The sequence below is a fragment of the Paenibacillus methanolicus genome (genome assembly GCF_008124765.1).
Taxonomy (GTDB): domain Bacteria; phylum Bacillota; class Bacilli; order Paenibacillales; family Paenibacillaceae; genus Paenibacillus_Z; species Paenibacillus_Z methanolicus.
Genome location: NZ_VNHS01000012.1, coordinates 20,476 through 37,212, shown reverse-complemented (window position 1 = coordinate 37,212; position 16,737 = coordinate 20,476). Strand labels below are relative to the sequence as shown.

The window sequence follows — 16,737 nt, the reverse complement described above, 5'->3', positions numbered from 1 at the left end:
CGGTCGCCTCCTTTCGTTAATAGTGAACCCACCGCTTCTGCAGCTTGAGCTGGACGACGGTGAGCAGCAGAATGACGGCGAACAGCACGACCGCCTGCGCCGAAGCCGTCCCCATGCGGAACAGGACGAACCCTTCCTCGTAGACGTTGAACACGACGCTTCGCGCGGAGCTGAGCAGCGCCGGATTGCCGCCGGTCATGACGAAGACGAGGTCGAACAGCTGCAGCGACGAGATGACCGACGTCGTCACGACGAAGAACAGGCTCGGCGACAGCAGCGGCAGCGTAATCCGGAAGAACGTGCGCAGCTTGCCCGCGCCGTCGATCGAAGCCGCTTCGTAGAAGCTTTGCGGAATGCCCTGCAGGCCCGCGAGCAGAATGATCATATGATGGCCGATCGCCGCCCAGATGCCGACGATCATGATCGAGACGAGCGTGTAGCGGCTGTCCGACAGCCAGTTCGGCTGAGGCAGGTGCAGGAAGCCGAGCGCGGCGTTGATCGGCCCGTATTCGGAGTTGTACAGCCACTTCCAGATCAAGCCGACCGCCGTCGACATCGTCACCACCGGAATGAAGTAGACCGTCCGGTAGAACGCCTGTCCCTTCAGTCCCGCATTCAGCAGCACGGCGACCAGCGTCGCCAGCCCGACCGATATCGGCACGACCGCCAGCGCGTACAGGAACGTGTGCAGCCCCGCCTTGCCGAAGTTGTCGTCCGACAGCAGCACGGCGTAGTTGTCCCATCCCGCGAAATGGATCTCGGACAGGCCGTCCCAATCCGTGAACGAGATGGCCAGCGACGCCGCGGCCGGCAGCAGATGGAACACCCCCAGCACGATAAAAGCCGGCAGCACGAACGCGTACGCCCACCACATCTCCACCGTCCTGCCGCGCGGGGTCCGTCTTGCGGCCCGCGGCGCGGCGGCGGGCGCCGCTTCCGGCGCCCTTATCTGGATTTCCCTCATCGCTCATGCCGCCCCCTCTTTGTCGTTATTCCTTCGCCAAAATATCGTTCATCCGGCTGGCCGCCTTCGCCGCCGCGTCCGGGATCGACTGCTTGCCGAGCAAGCCGTTCGTGATCTCTTCGATAATGGCGTTTTGCCATTCCGCCGTGTTCTTCGATACCGGGTAAGGAGCGGTATGCTCGAGCGACTTCACGAACGCATTCATGTCGAGCGACGGGATGGACTGCATCCACAGCGCGACCGCATCCTTGTACGCCGGGAAATTGATCGCGTTCTTGGCGAGCAGCTCCGCGCCCGGCGCGCCGCTCAGCACCTTCACGAACTCCCATGCCTCCTGCTGATGCTCGGACTTCGCATTAATGACCCAGCTGGAACCGTGCACGAGGAAGCCCGCCTGCTTGCCCGCCGGCAGCGGCGCGACGCCCAGCTTGTCGCCCAGCATGCCGTATAACGTGCTGGCGTCGTACGAACCGCCCGGCACCATCGCCGCTTTGCCCGAGCCGAACAGCTGGATCGGCGCGGTCTCCAACTGCTGCTGCGCGCTCGGGGATACGCCTTCGTCGATGAGCTCCTTCATGAACTGCAGCGCGGCGACGCTCTCCGGCGCATCGAGACCGGACTTCTTGCCGTCCGCGCTAATGACCGAACCGCCTGCCTGATGGATGAGCGGGTAGACGCCGGATTGGTTGTCGTTGGCCGCGATATACCCGTACGTGCTTTGGCTCTTGTCGGTCAGCTTGGCCGCGTTCGCCCGGAGCGTCTCCCACGTCCACGTCTCGTCCGGATACGGCACCTTCGCCGCATCGAACAACGCCTTGTTATAAAACAAGCCGATGGAGCCCAGGTAGTACGGCAGACCGTATTGATGGCCTTCATATTGGTATAGCTTCGTAATGCCCTCCGGGTATGCCGACGTATCGAGCTGCTCTTGTTCAACAAGCGGCTGGAGGTCGGTCAACAGTTTGAGCGAAGCGAACTTGTTGAAGTTCGGTCCGTTCATCATGAACAGGTCCGGGCCGCTGCCGCCGATGAGGGCGGTTTGCAGCTTCGTGTAATATTCCTTGACCGGCGTCACCGTCAGCTTGAAGTCCGCCTCCGGGTGATCCTTCTTGTAAATCTCGAACGTCTGTTGCACCGTCTCCTTCAGCTTCTCGTCCCACACCGCCACCTGCAGCGTGAACGGCTCGGCCTTGGCCGACGTCTCCGCCGCCGCCGCGGGTGCGTCGTTCGCCTTCGCTTCGCCGACCGCCTTCTCCTCCGATTGATTCGCGCCGCCGTTCGATGCGCATCCCGCGAGCGTCAGCGCTGCCGCCAATCCCGCCAGAGCGGCCTTTGCCTGCCATTTTCGATTCATCGTCATTCTCGTTCTCTCCCCCGGATTAAATGTTGAATTCTTCTTCCCCGCGCGTATACCGCACCGCCGCCTTCGTGCGTTCCAGCGTGTCCAGACTATCCGCATATTGGCGGGTCACCAGCCCGACGTACAGCATGTCGACGACGTTCAATTGGGCGATGCGCGACGCCATGGCTCCGTTGCGGAAATTTTGCTCCAGCGAGCTCGTATACAGCGCCACGTCCGCCTCCCCGGCGATCGGACTGTCGCCGACCTGCGTAATCGCGATCGCCTTCGCGCCCTGGCGCTTGGCTACCTGCATCGCGCGCAGCACCGAGCCGGTCGCCCCGGAATACGAGATCGCCAGCACGACGTCCGCAGACGTCAGGTTCGCCGCGATGATCGCCTGCGAATCGCCGCTGTAGCCCGGCTCGCACCACAGCCCGAGCCGCAGCGCCTTCTGCCGGAAATCGTCGGCGACGACCGAGGACGACTCCACCCCGAAGAGCGCGATCTTCCGCGCCGCGCCCAGCAACCCGACCGCCTGCTCCACCGCTTCCTCGGACAGGACGGCGAGCGTATCGCGGATCGACTTGACGTTGTTGTTCGAGATCGACTCCATCATCGCGCCGATCGGACTGCCGACCGGGAACTGCCGGTATTCTTCGCCGCTCTCCCGCTCCCCGGCCAAGTCCGCGGCGATCGCCAGCTTGAGCGCTTTGAAGCCTTCGTACTTCAGCGACTGCGCCAGCCGCACGACCGTCGCCTCGCTGACGCCCGCCGCCGCGGCCAGCTTTTGCACGGACAGCTTGATGGCTTCCTCCGGATGCGCCAGAATATGTCTGGCGATTCGCTCCTCCGCTTGGGTCAGGCTTTGCGCCGCTTCCCGAATGCGGACCAGTCCGCCTTTTAGCACCGCCGCCATCTCCTTCTTCGTTAAAATTTTGTTACAACGTTTTTCTTTTTCGATGAAGAAATGTTACATTTCGGCCATAAAAAAAGACCCTCGTCTCCGCAAACGCTTGGCGCATGCGGAGAATGAGGGCCTCTAGTTGGTCTAGTAGGCTAATATCGTCGGAACAATTGAGCTAATCTTAAACCGCTTAATCACAGCTGTCAAGTGGGGATTAAAAAGGAGTCCGGCCGTCACTCCACTTGTACACCCGCACAATTTCGCAATGAAATCGACCGAATATGCACAAATCCGTTCCCTACGAAATATGATATAGTAAATGTAAGCCTTTTCAATAGAGAGGAGCAATGGCTATGGGACGTAACGTGCTGTTCGGCCAACATGAATTGACGCTCCGGTTAACCGGCTTGAACCGGCTGTTCGCCATCAAATCGAAAGTCGTCATCCCGTATGAAACGGTGCAACATGTGTACGTGGATTACTTCGACGCGCCGAAATGGATGCTGCGCATGCCCGGAACGTCCATCGCCGGTCTCCATTTGTATGAAGGCAGCTTCAAATTCGCCAATCAGTGGTACTTCCTATCCTTCGGCTCCCGCACGCCGCTCGTTCAGCTCGTGCTGGCGGGGCACGAGAAATACCGACACGTTATTTTCCAAACGGACGACCCGGCGCGCACCGCTTCGGACATCCGCCGGCAGCTGCGCCAGGCGGCCGAAGCGTCGCTGTAATATAATTGGCAAGAGAGCAGGCCAAGGGTCTGCTCTCTTCGTTATCTCTCCGTCATCGCCTCGGTATTCGACTCGGTATTCGACTCGACTAGCCGGTTCAGCTTATCCCGCTCCCTCTTCGCCAGCCGGTCTCCGTACAAGAGCGACGCTATCATCGATACGTCATACAAAATATTCATCGCGAACGGATCCGCCAGCGGCTCTCCGATCATCCGGAACGATTCCACGACGCTATATCCGCCGATCGCAATGGCCAAAATCAAGGACTGGTTCCATCTTACCCGTCCCTTCAAGTACGCGTACCTGCCGGTGTAGAAGCCCGCGCACAGCATGCTCAAGATAACAAGCGCCAATCCGAACCAATAGTTGTCGTCATCGATATACGTATCCGCCCAATCCGTTCCCAGCATTCGTGCGGCCGCCATCGCGATAAGCGAGAAGGCATTGGTCGCCAAGATAAACGCAAACAAGCCTACCAGCAAGGCCGGTATGCTGATCCGTTTCGACTTCCCCATGTTGTCGTATTCCCCCAGAAGTGTTCTCTCGCCTACAGATTCGACGCGCGCCGAACCATCTCCTTCCGTAGATAAAAAAGCACCGCCGACGGCGGTGCTCATTCGCGCGGGCTTGTTCCGCGCTCGTCGGCTGCGTGCGCTTACGCCGTCACCAGCCGCATCGTAATCCCCGACGAATCGGTCGCGAACATGGCACCTCCATGCGCTTCCACCGGCGTGCCCGCTTCGCGCAGCCTTGCGGCAACCCGCGCAAGCTCTTCTTGCCCGGACAGCACGACCGTGAAATACGCCAGTCCCACCGCGTTCGCCGGTGCCGGCGGCGCGCCTTGGCCGGCCCATAGATTCAGCCCGATATGATGGTGATAACCGCCGGCCGCGATGAACAACGCGCCCATCTGCCGCCAACCGTCCGTCGCGATCTCGAAGCCGACCGTATCGCAATAATAGGCTTTGGCCGCGGCCAGATCGCCGACGTGGAAGTGGACATGCCCAATGACCGTGCCCGGCGCAAGTCCTTCCCACTCGCTGCCCTCGGCCTCCTTCAGCAAGCCGTCCCAGTCGATCGGATCGGACGCCATCTTCACCTGTCCGTTCGCCTCGCGCGGCCATTCGTTACGGGGGCGATCCCGGTATATCTCGATGCCGTTGTTGTCCGGATCGGCGATATAGAGCGCCTCGCTGACGAGATGGTCCGCCTGGCCGATATGGATGCCGGAGGCGATCAGATTTCGCAGCGCAAGGCCGAGCGCCCGGCGCGTCGGCACCAGTATCGCAAAATGGTACAGCCCGCTCGCCGAACGCCGAGGCAGGACGACGGCATCGCGAATCTCCTCCACAACGAGAAGCGGCGCGCTTCCGTCCACGCCCAGACTTGCCGTATTCCCCTCGCGCGCCAGCAGCTTCAGGCCGACGACCTCTTCATAGAAGCGAATCGAACGCGCCAAATCGCTCACCTTTAATTTTACTTCGCCAAGCCTGAGATCCGGATGCAGTACCGTGCTCATGAGAGTCACAACCTTATCGTTTTAGAATTCAACTCAGTTAGTTACTATATGTAAGTTATTTTATAGTTATAACCACATATCGTCAAGTAAGCATGAACGACTGAACAACTCATAGGATAAGCTCATCCTGGGCATGATGGAACAAGCCGCATTTGGGGTAACATGGAAATAAGAGCACTTGCCTGCACATCTTATGCGCCTGCAAACACCAATACCGATAAATGGAGGGATACCATGAGCAGTATCGACACGTTGTCCGATTGGCTGGAGGATCACAAATCGAAGCCGCTGCTGATTCAGAAGGAGGAACAGGGCGACCTGGACCGCGTCATGATTCAGCTGACCGGCGTGGATTACCGTCCGCAGCAAGAAGGCGGCGACGAGTATACGAACGGCAGCTCCCTGGTGCTGCGCGGCGAAGGCGTCGTCCTGACCGATGCCGAGCAAACCCCGCTCCCGGGCGGCGTCTTCGAAATTCCGCTCGAAGGCTTAAAGAAGGTCGAGACCGACGGCCCGCGCGCCCTGCTCCAAACCGAACGCGGCGTGTACCACATTATGGAGAATCCGTGAGACAAGCATGACCGCGGACAGGAGCGGCAGCAGTCATTATGATGGTCGCTGCCGCTTTTTTTACTTGGTTCGTCAGGAATATTCCTTGACAGGAATATTCCTTAAGAGGTATTCTTCTAAGTAAGTTAACGTAAGAGTTAGGGTTCATCCAACTCGACCCTTCGGCGCGTTCGAGCTTGTCCCGCGCCAATCCCCATTAAGGAGGCCGTTCCATGTCCACCCATTCCGCATCATCGCAAGAGCTTGTCATCACCCGCACGTTCGCCGCCCCCCGCGAGGTTGTCTTCCGCGCGTTCACCGAGGCGGAGCATCTGCTCCGGTGGTGGGGTCCTGAAGGCTTCGACATCCAGGTCGCTTCCTTCGATTTCCGTCCCGGCGGCGCCTTTCATTACAGCCAGCAGGCGCCCGGCGGCGAGCTGATGTGGTGCAAGCTCGCCTATCGCGACATTTCGCCGTTCGACCGGCTCGTCTTCGTCAATTCCTTCTCCGATGCGGAAGGGGGCCTGGCGCGCGCGCCGTTCCTGGCGAGCTGGCCGCTCGAGATCGCCAATACGATCACGTTCGAAGAAGAGGACGGCCGGACAAGCATGACGATGCGCAGCGTGCCCGTCCAGCCGACGGCGGAAGAAGCCGCCGAGTTCGAAACTTCGCGCGAGATGGCCAGAGAAGGCTTCGCGGCCACGTACGAGCGGCTCGCGGCGTACTTAACCACGCTCCAATAGGCCGTGCCGCCTGCAGAAGCGGGTTCGCCGACGTTTTGGTTCGCCGCGCCTTCGTCCGACCGCGTTCTATTGTCGCGTCTCGTCGCGCCGTCCGCCAACGACGACTAACAGGGCTGCCCAACTCGGGCGGCCCTGTTTATTTTTGCCGATATCCGGCCTTTCCTACTCGAATTTCATGAGGAATCCGGTCTTGTTCCCCTTCGCGAACCCGCACCGCTCGTAGAACCGGTGAACCTCTTCCCGCTTCGATCCCGTCAAGAGCATGACCTTGTAGCAGTTTCGCTTCTTGGCCGTCTCCACGGCCAGCCGCAGCGCCTGCCTAGCGTGCCCCTTCTGCCGATGATCCCGATGGGTGACGACGTTCTCGATCAACGCATAAGGCCGGCCGCCGCGCGTCAAATTGCGGATAACGGTCAGCACGCAGGTCGACGCCAGCTTGCCCTCGCTCTCCACCACGATCACGTCCATATTCGGGTCCGACAGGATCTCGCGCACAGCTCCTCCAGCCAAGGCTCTCCTACAATATCCGGATCGTGCTCGTGCATGTGCCGGTAAAGCGCCAACAGCTCCTCCAACTCGTCCTCCCGGACACTTCGGGCGATCGCCTCCGCCATCTTATCGCGCCTCCTCCCGCTTCAATTCCAACACGGCCGCGTCGCGCGAGAACACGTCGAACCCCGAGCGCTTCGACCAGCCCGTCCGCGCCCAGAAGCCTTTTCCGATCTCATTGTCCGACTTGACGAAAATATGGCATTTGCCGATGCCGTCCGCCGCGATGGCGCCCAGGCAGCGCTCCGTCAGTTCCGCGCCGATCCGCTGTCCCCGGCAAGCCGGGTCAACGGCCAAGTGGTTAATGAACCCGCGCCGCCCGTCGTGACCGCCCAGGACCGTGCCGACGATCCGCCCCTCCGCTTCCGCGACGAAGCTCATTCCCGGGTTGCGCGCCAAATACTTCGCGATCCCCTCGCGCGAGTCCGCCCCGCTAAGCTCCAACCCGTCCACGCCGCGCCACAGTTCGATCATCGCGTCGTAATCGTCTTCTTCCATTGCTCTCAATCTGCGCATGCCCGATATCCTCCCTCTGTTCGCCTTGCTCCGATCGTACCGCATTTCGATGCTAGGACCAATATGAATGAGGCAAATGACGGTTCTCGGCATGCGATCGCAGAAGAAAAAGGAGACCGCCAGTTGGAACGTGGCAGCCTCCTTCCGATTCGCGCGTGAAACTCCGTTGCGCAAAGCCCGCGCTTTCATGCTTCACGGATGTTCGGTCTTCTTCCGTCAAGCGGATTCCCTCGATCCTCCCGCCTTAACGGAAATCCGGCGGCACCCGGCGCGAGACGCCGGTCAAGATCGCGGTCTCGATGACCGCCTTGCGCACGTTCTGCACGACCTTCTCGTTGAATATGCTCGGGATGATATATTGCTCGTTCAGCTCGTTCTCCGAAATAACGGCCGCAATCGCGCGGGCCGCCGCCAGCTTCATCGGTTCGTTGATGACCCGCGCGCGGCAGTCGAGCACGCCGCGGAAGATGCCCGGGAACACGAGCACGTTGTTGATCTGGTTCGGGTAATCGCTGCGGCCGGTCGCGAAGACGGCCGTATGCGGCAGCGCTTCCTCCGGCGCGATCTCCGGCACCGGATTGGCCATCGCGAACACGATCGGGTCCGCCGCCATCCGCTTCACGTCATCTCCGTTCAGCAGGTTGCCGCGCGAGACGCCGATGAACACGTCTGCATCCGCGATGAGCTCCTTCAACGTGCCTGGACGATCTTCGACCTGCGGCTGATCCGCCAGCCACTGCCACATCGGGTATTCATATTGGCCGCCGCGCACGATCGCCCCTTCGCGATCGACAGGCACGAGGCGCGTCACGCCGGCGTTCAGCAGCATTTTGCAGATGGAGACGCCCGCCGCGCCGATGCCGTTGACGACGACGCGGATATTGCCGATTCGCTTGCCCGTCACCTTGAGCGCGTTGAGCAGACCCGCGATGACGACGACGGCCGTGCCGTGCTGATCATCGTGGAACACCGGCATGTCCAGCTCTTCGGCCAGCCGCCGCTCGATCTCGAAGCAGCGCGGAGAGCTGATATCCTCGAGGTTAATGCCGCCGAAGATCGGGCTGATCGCCTTGATCGTGCGGATGATCTCTTCGGTATCCTTCGTGTCGAGGCAGATCGGGAAGGCGTCCACGTCGGCCAGCTGCTTGAACAGCATCGCCTTGCCCTCCATGACCGGCGCCGCCGCGTGCGGCCCGATATCGCCAAGGCCCAGCACCGCCGTGCCGTCGCTAATGACCGCGACCGTATTGCGCTTGATCGTCAAAGAGTACGCCTTGTCCGGATTCTCGGCGATCGCGGTGCACACCCTCGCCACGCCCGGCGTATAGACGCGCGAGAGATCGTCGCGGTTCTTGATCGGCAGCTTCGGCGTCACTTCGACCTTCCCGCCCAGATGGACGAGGAACGTCCGGTCGGAGACGTTGATGATCTTGATGCCCGCCTGCGCCTTCAGCGAATCGACGATCGTCGATTCCTTCGTGTCCGCCACGTCGACGGTAATGTCGCGCACGGATGACTCCTTGCCCGGACGGATGACGTCGATCGACGTAATATCGCCGCCGGCGCGGCTGATCGTCGCCGCCACGTCTCCGAAGCTCACCAAGCCGTGGTTCAACTCTACGCGCAAAATAATGCTGGTCTGTGCCATATTGGCTCCCCCTTATTTGCCTACTCGGGTTTAGATGAATGAAATGGTCAACCTTGGGCGGAACAGAGAGAATGCTTCTGAAGAAGTTTAGGCGGAATGCTCGTTCGGTCTGGAAAAGACCGATAACCATGGAGCCTAAACGCTCGCCTTTATTGAAGGATTCCTTCCCTACCTATCTTAAATAAGGGAATCCTGAAATAACAGCGATCGCAAGAACATTCTCGGCCGTGGAGCCCCCCTGGTTGCAGTCTTTTCATCTAAACCCACCCTCTCCATTTGACTGCCTCCGTCATCCTCCGCAGCCCCACGATATACGCGGACAGCCGCATGTTGACGCGCTTGGTCTGCGCGGTCTGATACACCTGGTGGAACGAAGCGGTCAACAGATCCGTCAGCTTGCGATTGACTTCTTCCTCGGACCAATAGTAGCCTTGATTATTTTGCACCCACTCAAAATAGGATACGACTACCCCGCCCGCGCTGGCAAGCACATCCGGCACGAGCATAATCCCCCGATCCGTCAGCATATCCGTCGCCTTCGCCGTCGTCGGCCCGTTCGCCGCCTCCACGACGATGCGCGCCTCGATCTGCCCCGCGTTCGCTTCCGTGATTTGGTTCTCGATCGCCGCTGGAACGAGAATGTCGCACGGCATCGTCAGCAGCTCGGCGTTCGTGATCCGGTTCGGGAACAGGTTGGTCACCGTGCCGAAGGAATCGCGGCGGTCCAGCAGATGGTCGATGTCGAGGCCGTCTTCGTTATACAGCGCGCCGACCGCGTCCGCGATGCCGACGACCTTCGCGCCCGCGTCGTGCAGGAATTTGGCCAGGAAGCTGCCCGCGTTGCCGAAGCCCTGGATAATGACGCGCGAGCCCTCGACCGGAATACCGGCCAGCTTCGCCGCTTCCTTCAGGACGATCGTCACGCCGAGCGCCGTCGACGATTCGCGCCCCTGCGACCCGCCGAGGACGAGCGGCTTGCCCGTGATGAAGCCCGGCGAATCGAATTCGCGAATGCGGCTGTATTCGTCCATCATCCACGCCATCACCTGCGAATTCGTGAACACGTCCGGCGCCGGGATATCCTTCGTCGGGCCGACCAGCTGGCTGATCGCGCGGACGTAGCCGCGGCTGAGTCGCTCCAGCTCGCGGAAGGACATCGATCGCGGATCGCACTGGATGCCGCCCTTTCCGCCGCCGTACGGCAGATTGGTCAGGCCGCATTTGATGCTCATCCACATGGACAGCGCTTTCACTTCATCCTCCGTGACGTCCGGATGGAAGCGCACGCCTCCTTTGGTCGGGCCGACCGCGTCGTTGTGCTGCGCCCGGTAGCCGGTGAACACCTTCACCGAGCCGTCGTCCATCTTCACCGGAATGCGGACGGTCAGGACGCGCAGCGGCGCCTTGAGCAGCTCGTACATCCCTTCGTCGCAGCCCAAATATTGCAAGGCCGTATGTATTGTTTGCTGGGTGCGCGTGAACAAATCCAAGTTCTCGGTCTCCGCCTGCTTCGGCTCCGCCCTAATCGCCGCATTCACCGGCAAGCTGCTTGTCTGGTCCATCATCCGGATATCCCCTTCGACAATCGAGTTAGGTTGGTCAAGGCGAAAGAAGAATTCAAGAAAGAGCCCTTGAATCGCGTAGAAGCAAGGGCTCTTATGGTGACTACAGCTTACGGGATGTCATCTTGGCTTGCGTGAACAGCAGCAGGTAGTCATAGCCGCCCGCCTTGGAATCCGTGCCGGACATGTTGAAGCCGCCGAACGGATGCGCGCCCACGAGCGCGCCGGTGCATTTGCGGTTGATGTACAGATTGCCGCAGTGCATCGTCTGAAGCGCTTCTTCGATGCGGCTCTCATCCTTCGAGAAGAACGCGCCGGTCAAGCCGAACTCGGTATCGTTGTACAGGTCGATCGCCTCGCGCCAGTCTTTCGCTTTGCCCAGCGCCAGCACCGGTCCGAAGATCTCCTCCTGCATGATGCGCGCCTTGCCGTCCACATCGGCGAACACCGTCGGCTGAATGTAGTAGCCGTTGCCTTCGGCTTTGCCGCCGCCGGCGATCAGTCGGCCTTCGCTCTTGCCGATCTCGATGTAGCCGAGGATTTTGTCGTAGGAGCCTTGGTCGATGACCGGGCCTGCCGCATAGTTCTGCTCAGGTAGACCGGATGGAATCTTCTTCGTCAATTCAGCGACCTTCTCCACCACTTCGTCGTACACGGACTCGACGATGAACGCGCGGGAACCCGCGGAGCACTTCTGGCCTTGGAAGCCGAACGCGGAAGCGACGATCGCTTGCGCGGCCGCGTCCAGATCGGCCGTTTCGTCCACGACGATGCCGTCCTTGCCGCCCATCTCGGCGACGAGGCGCTTGATCCAGATCTGGCCGGGCGCCGTATCGGCAGCCAGACGGCTAATGCGCAGGCCGATTTCCTTCGAGCCCGTGAAGCTGATGAAACGCGTCTTCGGATGCGTCGTCAAGTAGTCGCCCACTTCGGCGCCGCTGCCCGGCACGAAGTTGAGGACGCCCGCCGGCAGGCCGACTTCTTCCATCAGCTCGACGAACATGTGCGCGATGACCGGCGTCGTGGAAGCCGGCTTCAGCAGGACCGTGTTGCCCGATACGATCGCGGCCGTCGACATGCCGACGCAGATCGCGAGCGGGAAGTTCCACGGCGGGATCACGATGCCGACGCCAAGCGGAATGTACGTCAGCTTGTTGTCTTCGCCGGCGACCGGCGTCAGCGGCTGGCGCTCGTTCGTTGCCGCAAGACGCAGCATTTCGCGCGCGTAGAATTCCATGAAGTCGATCGCTTCCGCCGTATCGGCATCCGCTTCGGCGTAGTTCTTGCCCGCTTCGAGCACCATCATCGCGGAGAACTCGTGCTTGCGCTCGCGCATGATCGCCGCGGCCTTGAACAAGTATTCGGCGCGCTCGGCGGCCGGTACCTTCTTCCACGTCTCGAACGTTGCGAGCGCCGTTTGCATCGCCTGCTCGGCAAGCGTCTGATCCGCCTTGCTCACGTAACCGATCACTTCGTCCACGTTGCCCGGGTTGATCGATTTGATTTTCGCCTCGGTGACGATCTTCTCCGCGCCGATATGCAGCGGGTAGTCGCGGCCCAGACCTGCTTTCACTTTCGCGATCGCCGCCTCCATCGCCCGCTTGTTCTCTTCGAGGGCGAAGTTGACGAACGGCTCGTTGCGGAACGCTTCGTTTTGCGTGAGGATACTCATGTATGGAACACTCCTTATTTAAACATATTTTTGAGCACGAACCAGACATTGGCGGGACGTTCCGCCAAGCGGCGCATGAAATAGCCGAACCAGTCGTTCCCGTACGGAACGTAGACGCGCACCTTGTAGCCCTCGGCGACCAGCTTCTTCTGCAAATCCTCGCAAATGCCGTAGAGCATCTGGAATTCAAATCGGTCGTTTGGTATACCATATTCCCGAACGATCTCTTTGGCGTATCGGATCATCGCCTCGTCGTGCGTCGCGATCGCGGCGTAATTGCCGTTCGACAGATGCTGGCGAATGATGTTCTTAAAGTTGTTGTCGACGTCCGCTTTCTCGGGGAACGCGACCTTCGGCGACTCCTTGTAGGCGCCCTTCACGAGGCGAAGATTCGCCTTCAGCTCGTTCAGGTCGGCGATATCTTGCTCCGTCCGGTACAAGTACGCTTGAATGACGATGCCTACATTATCGAATTCTTGGCGCAGCTCGCGGTAAATATCGAGCGACATCTGGCAGTGCGCGTAGTCCTCCATGTCGATGCGAACGAAATTGCCATACGACCGCGCGCGAGTCAGGATCTCCCGCATATTGCGCATGCACAGCTCCCGGCTTATATCCAGACCGAGCGACGTCATCTTGAGCGACAGGTTCGCCGTGACGCCCGCCTGATGAATGGCATCCAGCGTCAGCAGACACATCGTCGCGGATTCCTTCGCTTCTTCCTCCGTGAACACGAACTCGCCGAGATGGTCGAGCGTGACCACGCGTCCGGTGGCATTCAGCTGTTTGACCGCTTCGATCGAATGTTTGATCGTCTCGCCGGCCACGAAGCGCTGCGCGCCGAAACGCAAGCCGTATCGTTTCGCCAGCTTGTTCGCCGGGCGGTTCTTCGCCAGCTTCAGAAACATATTGCGCATAACCGTTTCCATGATGTCACCCCTGCCTTAACACGTTATACTCCGATTATACACAATATGTTCACGTTGTACATAAATATTTTGTTATTGAACACATATACCATATTTGTAATCAATATGTTCAATTTTGAACAAATCCCCCTTGAAAGTGGCCGCATTCTTGAGAAAGCACGCTTTCCCAAGCGACACGCGGTTATCGGCACCCGCAGAATGCCAGAGCCAATAACGGCCGCGATCAACTGGTTATCCTCCTCTAGAATCGTAATGCTCCCTTCTGCTCAAATATCCGGCTCGACAACCGGATTTCTTTCATTCCGCAAGGTGTAACGGCTGGAGCCTTCCTTGCGGCGGCGCAACAAGTTTCATTCCGGGGAAGCGGATTGTCGAATTCCGAGCTTGCTTGTTGTAAATGATAAAGGCCGCATGATAAATTTATAGAAATACACATAGATATGAGGTTACCAATGTTCAAGATTGAACAATTACCGATCCATTCTTTCGAGACCGTGCCCCCGCAAGCCGGACTTGAAGCGTTGATCGAGCTGCTCCGTCACGGACAGGACGTCTGCGTAACGACCGAGACGGGTTCCTATGTGTTTACGCCTAGGGACCTCTGCTGCTTCCAAGGCCCTCCGACCGGAAGCATAGGCGAGTATGTGGCGGACAAATCGCACCTTGCTTCGTTCATCCTTCCGTATACGAACGACCTTCGCGCGCTGAACGCGGCGCTTGCCGATATCCCGGACGACGTCTCTCGGCTCATCGTCGTTCAGGATGACGACGGCAAGCTGCTCGGTTCATGCCCGCTCGGCAGCCTCGTGCGCGCGACGCTGGCCGAACTGCAGCGGCTGGATGCGTATTTCGCCACGCTGGCCGAGACGGTGACCGACGCCGTGACCGTCGTCGACCGGAGCGGGTCCGTCATCTGCTGGAACAGCAACGCGGAAGAGATCTACGGCATTCCGAGAGAAGAGATTCTCGGCCGGCGGATCGGCGAGCATTTCGATCCCGAAGCGCTCATGGTGCTGCGCATTCTCGACGAGGGCCGGATGCTGCGCGGCGCTTACCATCGCCCGCGGCCGGATACGCACGTCCTCATTAACGCTTCTCCCATCTACGACATGAACGGTCGCATTATCGCGAGCATCGCGACCGAGCAGGACATTACGCATTTGGTGAAGCTGAACGACGAGCTGACGACCGTGCAGGCCGCGCCGGCGGAGCTGGCAGGCAACAGCGACGATCCGTTCGCCGGCATCAAAGGCAAGGGCGGCGCGATCAACAAGGCGATCGCCCTCGCGCGCAAGGTCGTCGGCGCTTCGGCGCCGTTCCTGCTCGTCGGCGAGTCCGGCACGGGCAAAGAGCAGTTCGCGACGGCGATCCATCAAGCGAGCCCGCGGGCCGGCCAGCCGTTCGTCATCGTCAACTGCGGCTCCATCCCGCCCGGCTTGCTCGACATCGAGCTGTTCGGCTATCAAGGCGGCACCTTCTCGGGCCAAGATACGGGCAAGGCGGGCGCGCTCGAAGCCGCCGGGGGCGGAACGCTGTTCCTCAACGAAATCGACAAGCTCCCGGTGGACATTCAGGCGAAGCTCTATCAAGCGATGCAGACGCGCCTCGTTACCCGCAACGGCGCCGACACGTCTGTCCGAATCGAGGCGCGCGTCGTCGCCGCGACGGATCGGCAGCTGGCCGCCATGGTCGCGGCGCGCGCGTTCCGGGACGATCTGTACTATGCGTTCAACATCGTCTCGATCGCCATCCCGCCGCTGCGCGAGCGCAAGGAAGATATTCCCTCGCTGGCCCAGCTCTATGTCCGCGATTACGCGTTGCAATACCAGAAGCCGATCCCGGTATTCGATCCCGGCGTCATGGTGGCCCTCATTAGCTATCAGTGGCCGGGCAATCTGCGGGAACTGCGCAACGTCATCGAACGCTGCATCATTCTGTGCGACGGCGAGCAGATTACGATGGATCTGCTCCCGGAGGCGCTCCAGCGCGATCAGCTGCAGCGCGATGCCGCGCCGGACGAGGAGTCCGGCTTCTACTACGAACGCAAGGCATTGAAGCCCGCGCTCACGCAGGAGGACGAGATCGCGCTCATCGAGGAGGCGCTCGCCAAGACGTTCGGCAACAAGAGCGCGGCCGCCAAGCTGCTCGGCATCTCGCGGGGCACGCTGTACAATAAGATGAAGGAGTTTCATCTGAGCTAAGTCGCGAACGGGAGACGCAAGCAAAAAGAGTCCGGAGGCATTATTCATGCTGCTCGGACTCTTTTTTGCGTTCGCTCGCTATGCAACGGAATTTCGCATCCGCCTAGGCGCGACAACGCGAAAGTAATTCTTTGGCCTGACCTGCCATATGCCCGGTCTCCAGTTGCGGCCAGCCGTCTATCGCGCCAGCTCCATGAACTCCAGCCGGTTGCCGAACGGATCGCGGACGTAAAATCTCGCGACGCCTTCCTCCGTCCGCGCGTCGTCGTCGATGACGGGCGTCTCCCGCTCCAGCAGCCTATCTCTTAGCTGCATCAATCCTCGGACATGGAAGGCCGGATGCGCCTTGGCCGCCGGGACGAAGTCCTTTTGCACGCCGATGTGCACCTGATGCGCGCCGCATTGGAACCAGACTCCCCCTCGGGCCCGCAGCGGCTCCGGCTTCGGAATTTCCGGCCAGCCGAGCAATCCGCCGAAGAAACGCCGCGCCGCTTCCTCGCAGCCTTCCGGCGCCGCCAACTGCACGTGATCCAGACCGTCGAATTGGAATGCCATCCTATCCGCCTCCGTAGGTAGTTTCAACTAATAAAACTTAGTTTCAATTATACAATTCCATTTTACAATGATATCCAGAACAAAACCACACTCTTCCGATCGTGTTTCGTTCAATCCCATTCATTGAACACGACTTCGCCTACCGTCTTCGGCTTCCAGTACATAATCTGCTCCAGCTCTCCGGAGCGAAGACGATTGTCGTTTACTACGGAACGAGTTCGCCCATCGACAAGCAGCCTCTCATTAAGTTCGGCGGCGGATAACAGCTCGAACTCCCCGGCGAACTCAGCCGCGGCGCTGGCGACGAGCGGGATATCCGCGAGACATCCGCAAACTTTTTTTTAGGCTAGCAG

The 16,737-nt window shown here is 60.1% G+C and carries 17 protein-coding genes; 4 read left to right on the top strand and 13 right to left on the bottom strand.

The features are described from left to right. Positions 1-16 precede the first annotated feature (16 nt). The 3 genes from BCM02_RS27925 to BCM02_RS27915 are packed head-to-tail and all read right to left on the bottom strand — an operon-like array spanning position 17 to position 3,213. On the bottom strand, positions 17-964 hold the full coding sequence (locus BCM02_RS27925) for a carbohydrate ABC transporter permease (RefSeq protein WP_148932428.1): 948 nt from the start codon (positions 962-964) through the stop codon (positions 17-19). Positions 965-989: 25 nt separating this feature from the next. Then, positions 990-2,324, bottom strand: a complete 1,335-nt coding sequence (locus BCM02_RS27920) for an ABC transporter substrate-binding protein (RefSeq protein ID WP_246183595.1) — start codon at positions 2,322-2,324, stop codon at positions 990-992. A gap of 19 nt (positions 2,325-2,343) precedes the next feature. Continuing rightward, complete coding sequence (locus BCM02_RS27915) at positions 2,344-3,213, bottom strand: MurR/RpiR family transcriptional regulator (protein ID WP_187434447.1); 870 nt, start codon at positions 3,211-3,213, stop codon at positions 2,344-2,346. Positions 3,214-3,563: 350 nt separating this feature from the next. On the opposite strand from BCM02_RS27915, the gene BCM02_RS27910 reads away from it, so the two are divergent. Next, the gene (locus BCM02_RS27910) at positions 3,564-3,941 is read left to right on the top strand and encodes a hypothetical protein (protein ID WP_148932426.1); all 378 of its coding nucleotides are present in this window, start codon (positions 3,564-3,566) and stop codon (positions 3,939-3,941) included. Between the two features lie 41 nt (positions 3,942-3,982). On the opposite strand, the gene BCM02_RS27905 is transcribed toward BCM02_RS27910, so the two are convergent. After that, complete coding sequence (locus BCM02_RS27905) at positions 3,983-4,456, bottom strand: hypothetical protein (RefSeq protein ID WP_148932425.1); 474 nt, start codon at positions 4,454-4,456, stop codon at positions 3,983-3,985. Positions 4,457-4,596: 140 nt separating this feature from the next. Beyond that, positions 4,597-5,460, bottom strand: coding sequence for a VOC family protein (locus BCM02_RS27900; protein WP_148932424.1), 864 nt, complete (start codon positions 5,458-5,460; stop codon positions 4,597-4,599). 234 nt (positions 5,461-5,694) lie between these two features. On the opposite strand from BCM02_RS27900, the gene ymzB reads away from it, so the two are divergent. Both ymzB and BCM02_RS27890 read left to right on the top strand, forming a co-directional pair. Beyond that, positions 5,695-6,030, top strand: a complete 336-nt coding sequence (ymzB, locus tag BCM02_RS27895; protein ID WP_148932423.1) for a protein YmzB — start codon at positions 5,695-5,697, stop codon at positions 6,028-6,030. A 212-nt stretch (positions 6,031-6,242) separates the two neighbouring features. Beyond that, entirely contained in the window at positions 6,243-6,752 is a 510-nt protein-coding gene (locus BCM02_RS27890; RefSeq protein ID WP_148932422.1) for an SRPBCC domain-containing protein, read from the top strand. Positions 6,753-6,914: 162 nt separating this feature from the next. On the opposite strand, the gene BCM02_RS27885 is transcribed toward BCM02_RS27890, so the two are convergent. The 7 genes from BCM02_RS27885 to BCM02_RS27860 form a co-directional block, all read right to left on the bottom strand. Beyond that, positions 6,915-7,247, bottom strand: coding sequence for a GNAT family N-acetyltransferase (locus BCM02_RS27885; protein WP_246183594.1), 333 nt, complete (start codon positions 7,245-7,247; stop codon positions 6,915-6,917). Continuing rightward, positions 7,211-7,366 (bottom strand): hypothetical protein, encoded by a 156-nt coding sequence (locus BCM02_RS36180; protein ID WP_246183593.1) that lies wholly within the window; start codon positions 7,364-7,366, stop codon positions 7,211-7,213. The genes BCM02_RS27885 and BCM02_RS36180 overlap by 37 nt, the downstream gene beginning before the upstream one ends. 1 nt (position 7,367) lies before the next feature. Continuing rightward, a complete protein-coding gene (locus tag BCM02_RS27880; protein ID WP_148932679.1) occupies positions 7,368-7,862 on the bottom strand; it encodes a GNAT family N-acetyltransferase in 495 nt (164 codons plus the stop codon). Between the two features lie 199 nt (positions 7,863-8,061). Continuing rightward, complete coding sequence (locus BCM02_RS27875) at positions 8,062-9,465, bottom strand: NAD-dependent malic enzyme (protein ID WP_148932421.1); 1,404 nt, start codon at positions 9,463-9,465, stop codon at positions 8,062-8,064. Positions 9,466-9,722: 257 nt separating this feature from the next. Continuing rightward, positions 9,723-11,030, bottom strand: a complete 1,308-nt coding sequence (locus tag BCM02_RS27870; RefSeq protein ID WP_281288244.1) for a Glu/Leu/Phe/Val family dehydrogenase — start codon at positions 11,028-11,030, stop codon at positions 9,723-9,725. Between the two features lie 100 nt (positions 11,031-11,130). Beyond that, complete coding sequence (pruA, locus tag BCM02_RS27865; protein ID WP_148932420.1) at positions 11,131-12,699, bottom strand: L-glutamate gamma-semialdehyde dehydrogenase; 1,569 nt, start codon at positions 12,697-12,699, stop codon at positions 11,131-11,133. A 14-nt stretch (positions 12,700-12,713) separates the two neighbouring features. Beyond that, the gene (locus BCM02_RS27860) at positions 12,714-13,628 is read right to left on the bottom strand and encodes a proline dehydrogenase family protein (RefSeq protein ID WP_148932419.1); all 915 of its coding nucleotides are present in this window, start codon (positions 13,626-13,628) and stop codon (positions 12,714-12,716) included. 452 nt (positions 13,629-14,080) lie between these two features. Between BCM02_RS27860 and BCM02_RS27855 the strand changes: the two genes are divergently transcribed. Continuing rightward, on the top strand, positions 14,081-15,829 hold the full coding sequence (locus BCM02_RS27855) for a sigma-54 interaction domain-containing protein (RefSeq protein ID WP_148932418.1): 1,749 nt from the start codon (positions 14,081-14,083) through the stop codon (positions 15,827-15,829). Between the two features lie 177 nt (positions 15,830-16,006). On the opposite strand, the gene BCM02_RS27850 is transcribed toward BCM02_RS27855, so the two are convergent. Further along, on the bottom strand, positions 16,007-16,384 hold the full coding sequence (locus BCM02_RS27850; RefSeq protein ID WP_148932417.1) for a VOC family protein: 378 nt from the start codon (positions 16,382-16,384) through the stop codon (positions 16,007-16,009). Positions 16,385-16,737 lie beyond the last annotated feature (353 nt).

Coding starts and splice junctions, on each gene's coding strand:
- BCM02_RS27925 (WP_148932428.1), bottom strand. CDS start 964: ATGAGGGAAATCCAGATAAGGGCGCCGGAAGCGGCGCCCGCCGCCGCG.
- BCM02_RS27905 (WP_148932425.1), bottom strand. CDS start 4,456: ATGGGGAAGTCGAAACGGATCAGCATACCGGCCTTGCTGGTAGGCTTG.
- BCM02_RS27890 (WP_148932422.1), top strand. CDS start 6,243: ATGTCCACCCATTCCGCATCATCGCAAGAGCTTGTCATCACCCGCACG.
- BCM02_RS27920 (WP_246183595.1), bottom strand. CDS start 2,324: ATGACGATGAATCGAAAATGGCAGGCAAAGGCCGCTCTGGCGGGATTG.
- BCM02_RS27860 (WP_148932419.1), bottom strand. CDS start 13,628: ATGGAAACGGTTATGCGCAATATGTTTCTGAAGCTGGCGAAGAACCGC.
- BCM02_RS27850 (WP_148932417.1), bottom strand. CDS start 16,384: ATGGCATTCCAATTCGACGGTCTGGATCACGTGCAGTTGGCGGCGCCG.
- BCM02_RS27910 (WP_148932426.1), top strand. CDS start 3,564: ATGGGACGTAACGTGCTGTTCGGCCAACATGAATTGACGCTCCGGTTA.
- BCM02_RS27855 (WP_148932418.1), top strand. CDS start 14,081: ATGTTCAAGATTGAACAATTACCGATCCATTCTTTCGAGACCGTGCCC.
- BCM02_RS27900 (WP_148932424.1), bottom strand. CDS start 5,460: ATGAGCACGGTACTGCATCCGGATCTCAGGCTTGGCGAAGTAAAATTA.
- BCM02_RS27875 (WP_148932421.1), bottom strand. CDS start 9,465: ATGGCACAGACCAGCATTATTTTGCGCGTAGAGTTGAACCACGGCTTG.
- BCM02_RS27880 (WP_148932679.1), bottom strand. CDS start 7,862: ATGCGGTACGATCGGAGCAAGGCGAACAGAGGGAGGATATCGGGCATG.
- ymzB (WP_148932423.1), top strand. CDS start 5,695: ATGAGCAGTATCGACACGTTGTCCGATTGGCTGGAGGATCACAAATCG.
- BCM02_RS36180 (WP_246183593.1), bottom strand. CDS start 7,366: ATGGCGGAGGCGATCGCCCGAAGTGTCCGGGAGGACGAGTTGGAGGAG.
- pruA (WP_148932420.1), bottom strand. CDS start 12,699: ATGAGTATCCTCACGCAAAACGAAGCGTTCCGCAACGAGCCGTTCGTC.
- BCM02_RS27870 (WP_281288244.1), bottom strand. CDS start 11,030: ATGATGGACCAGACAAGCAGCTTGCCGGTGAATGCGGCGATTAGGGCG.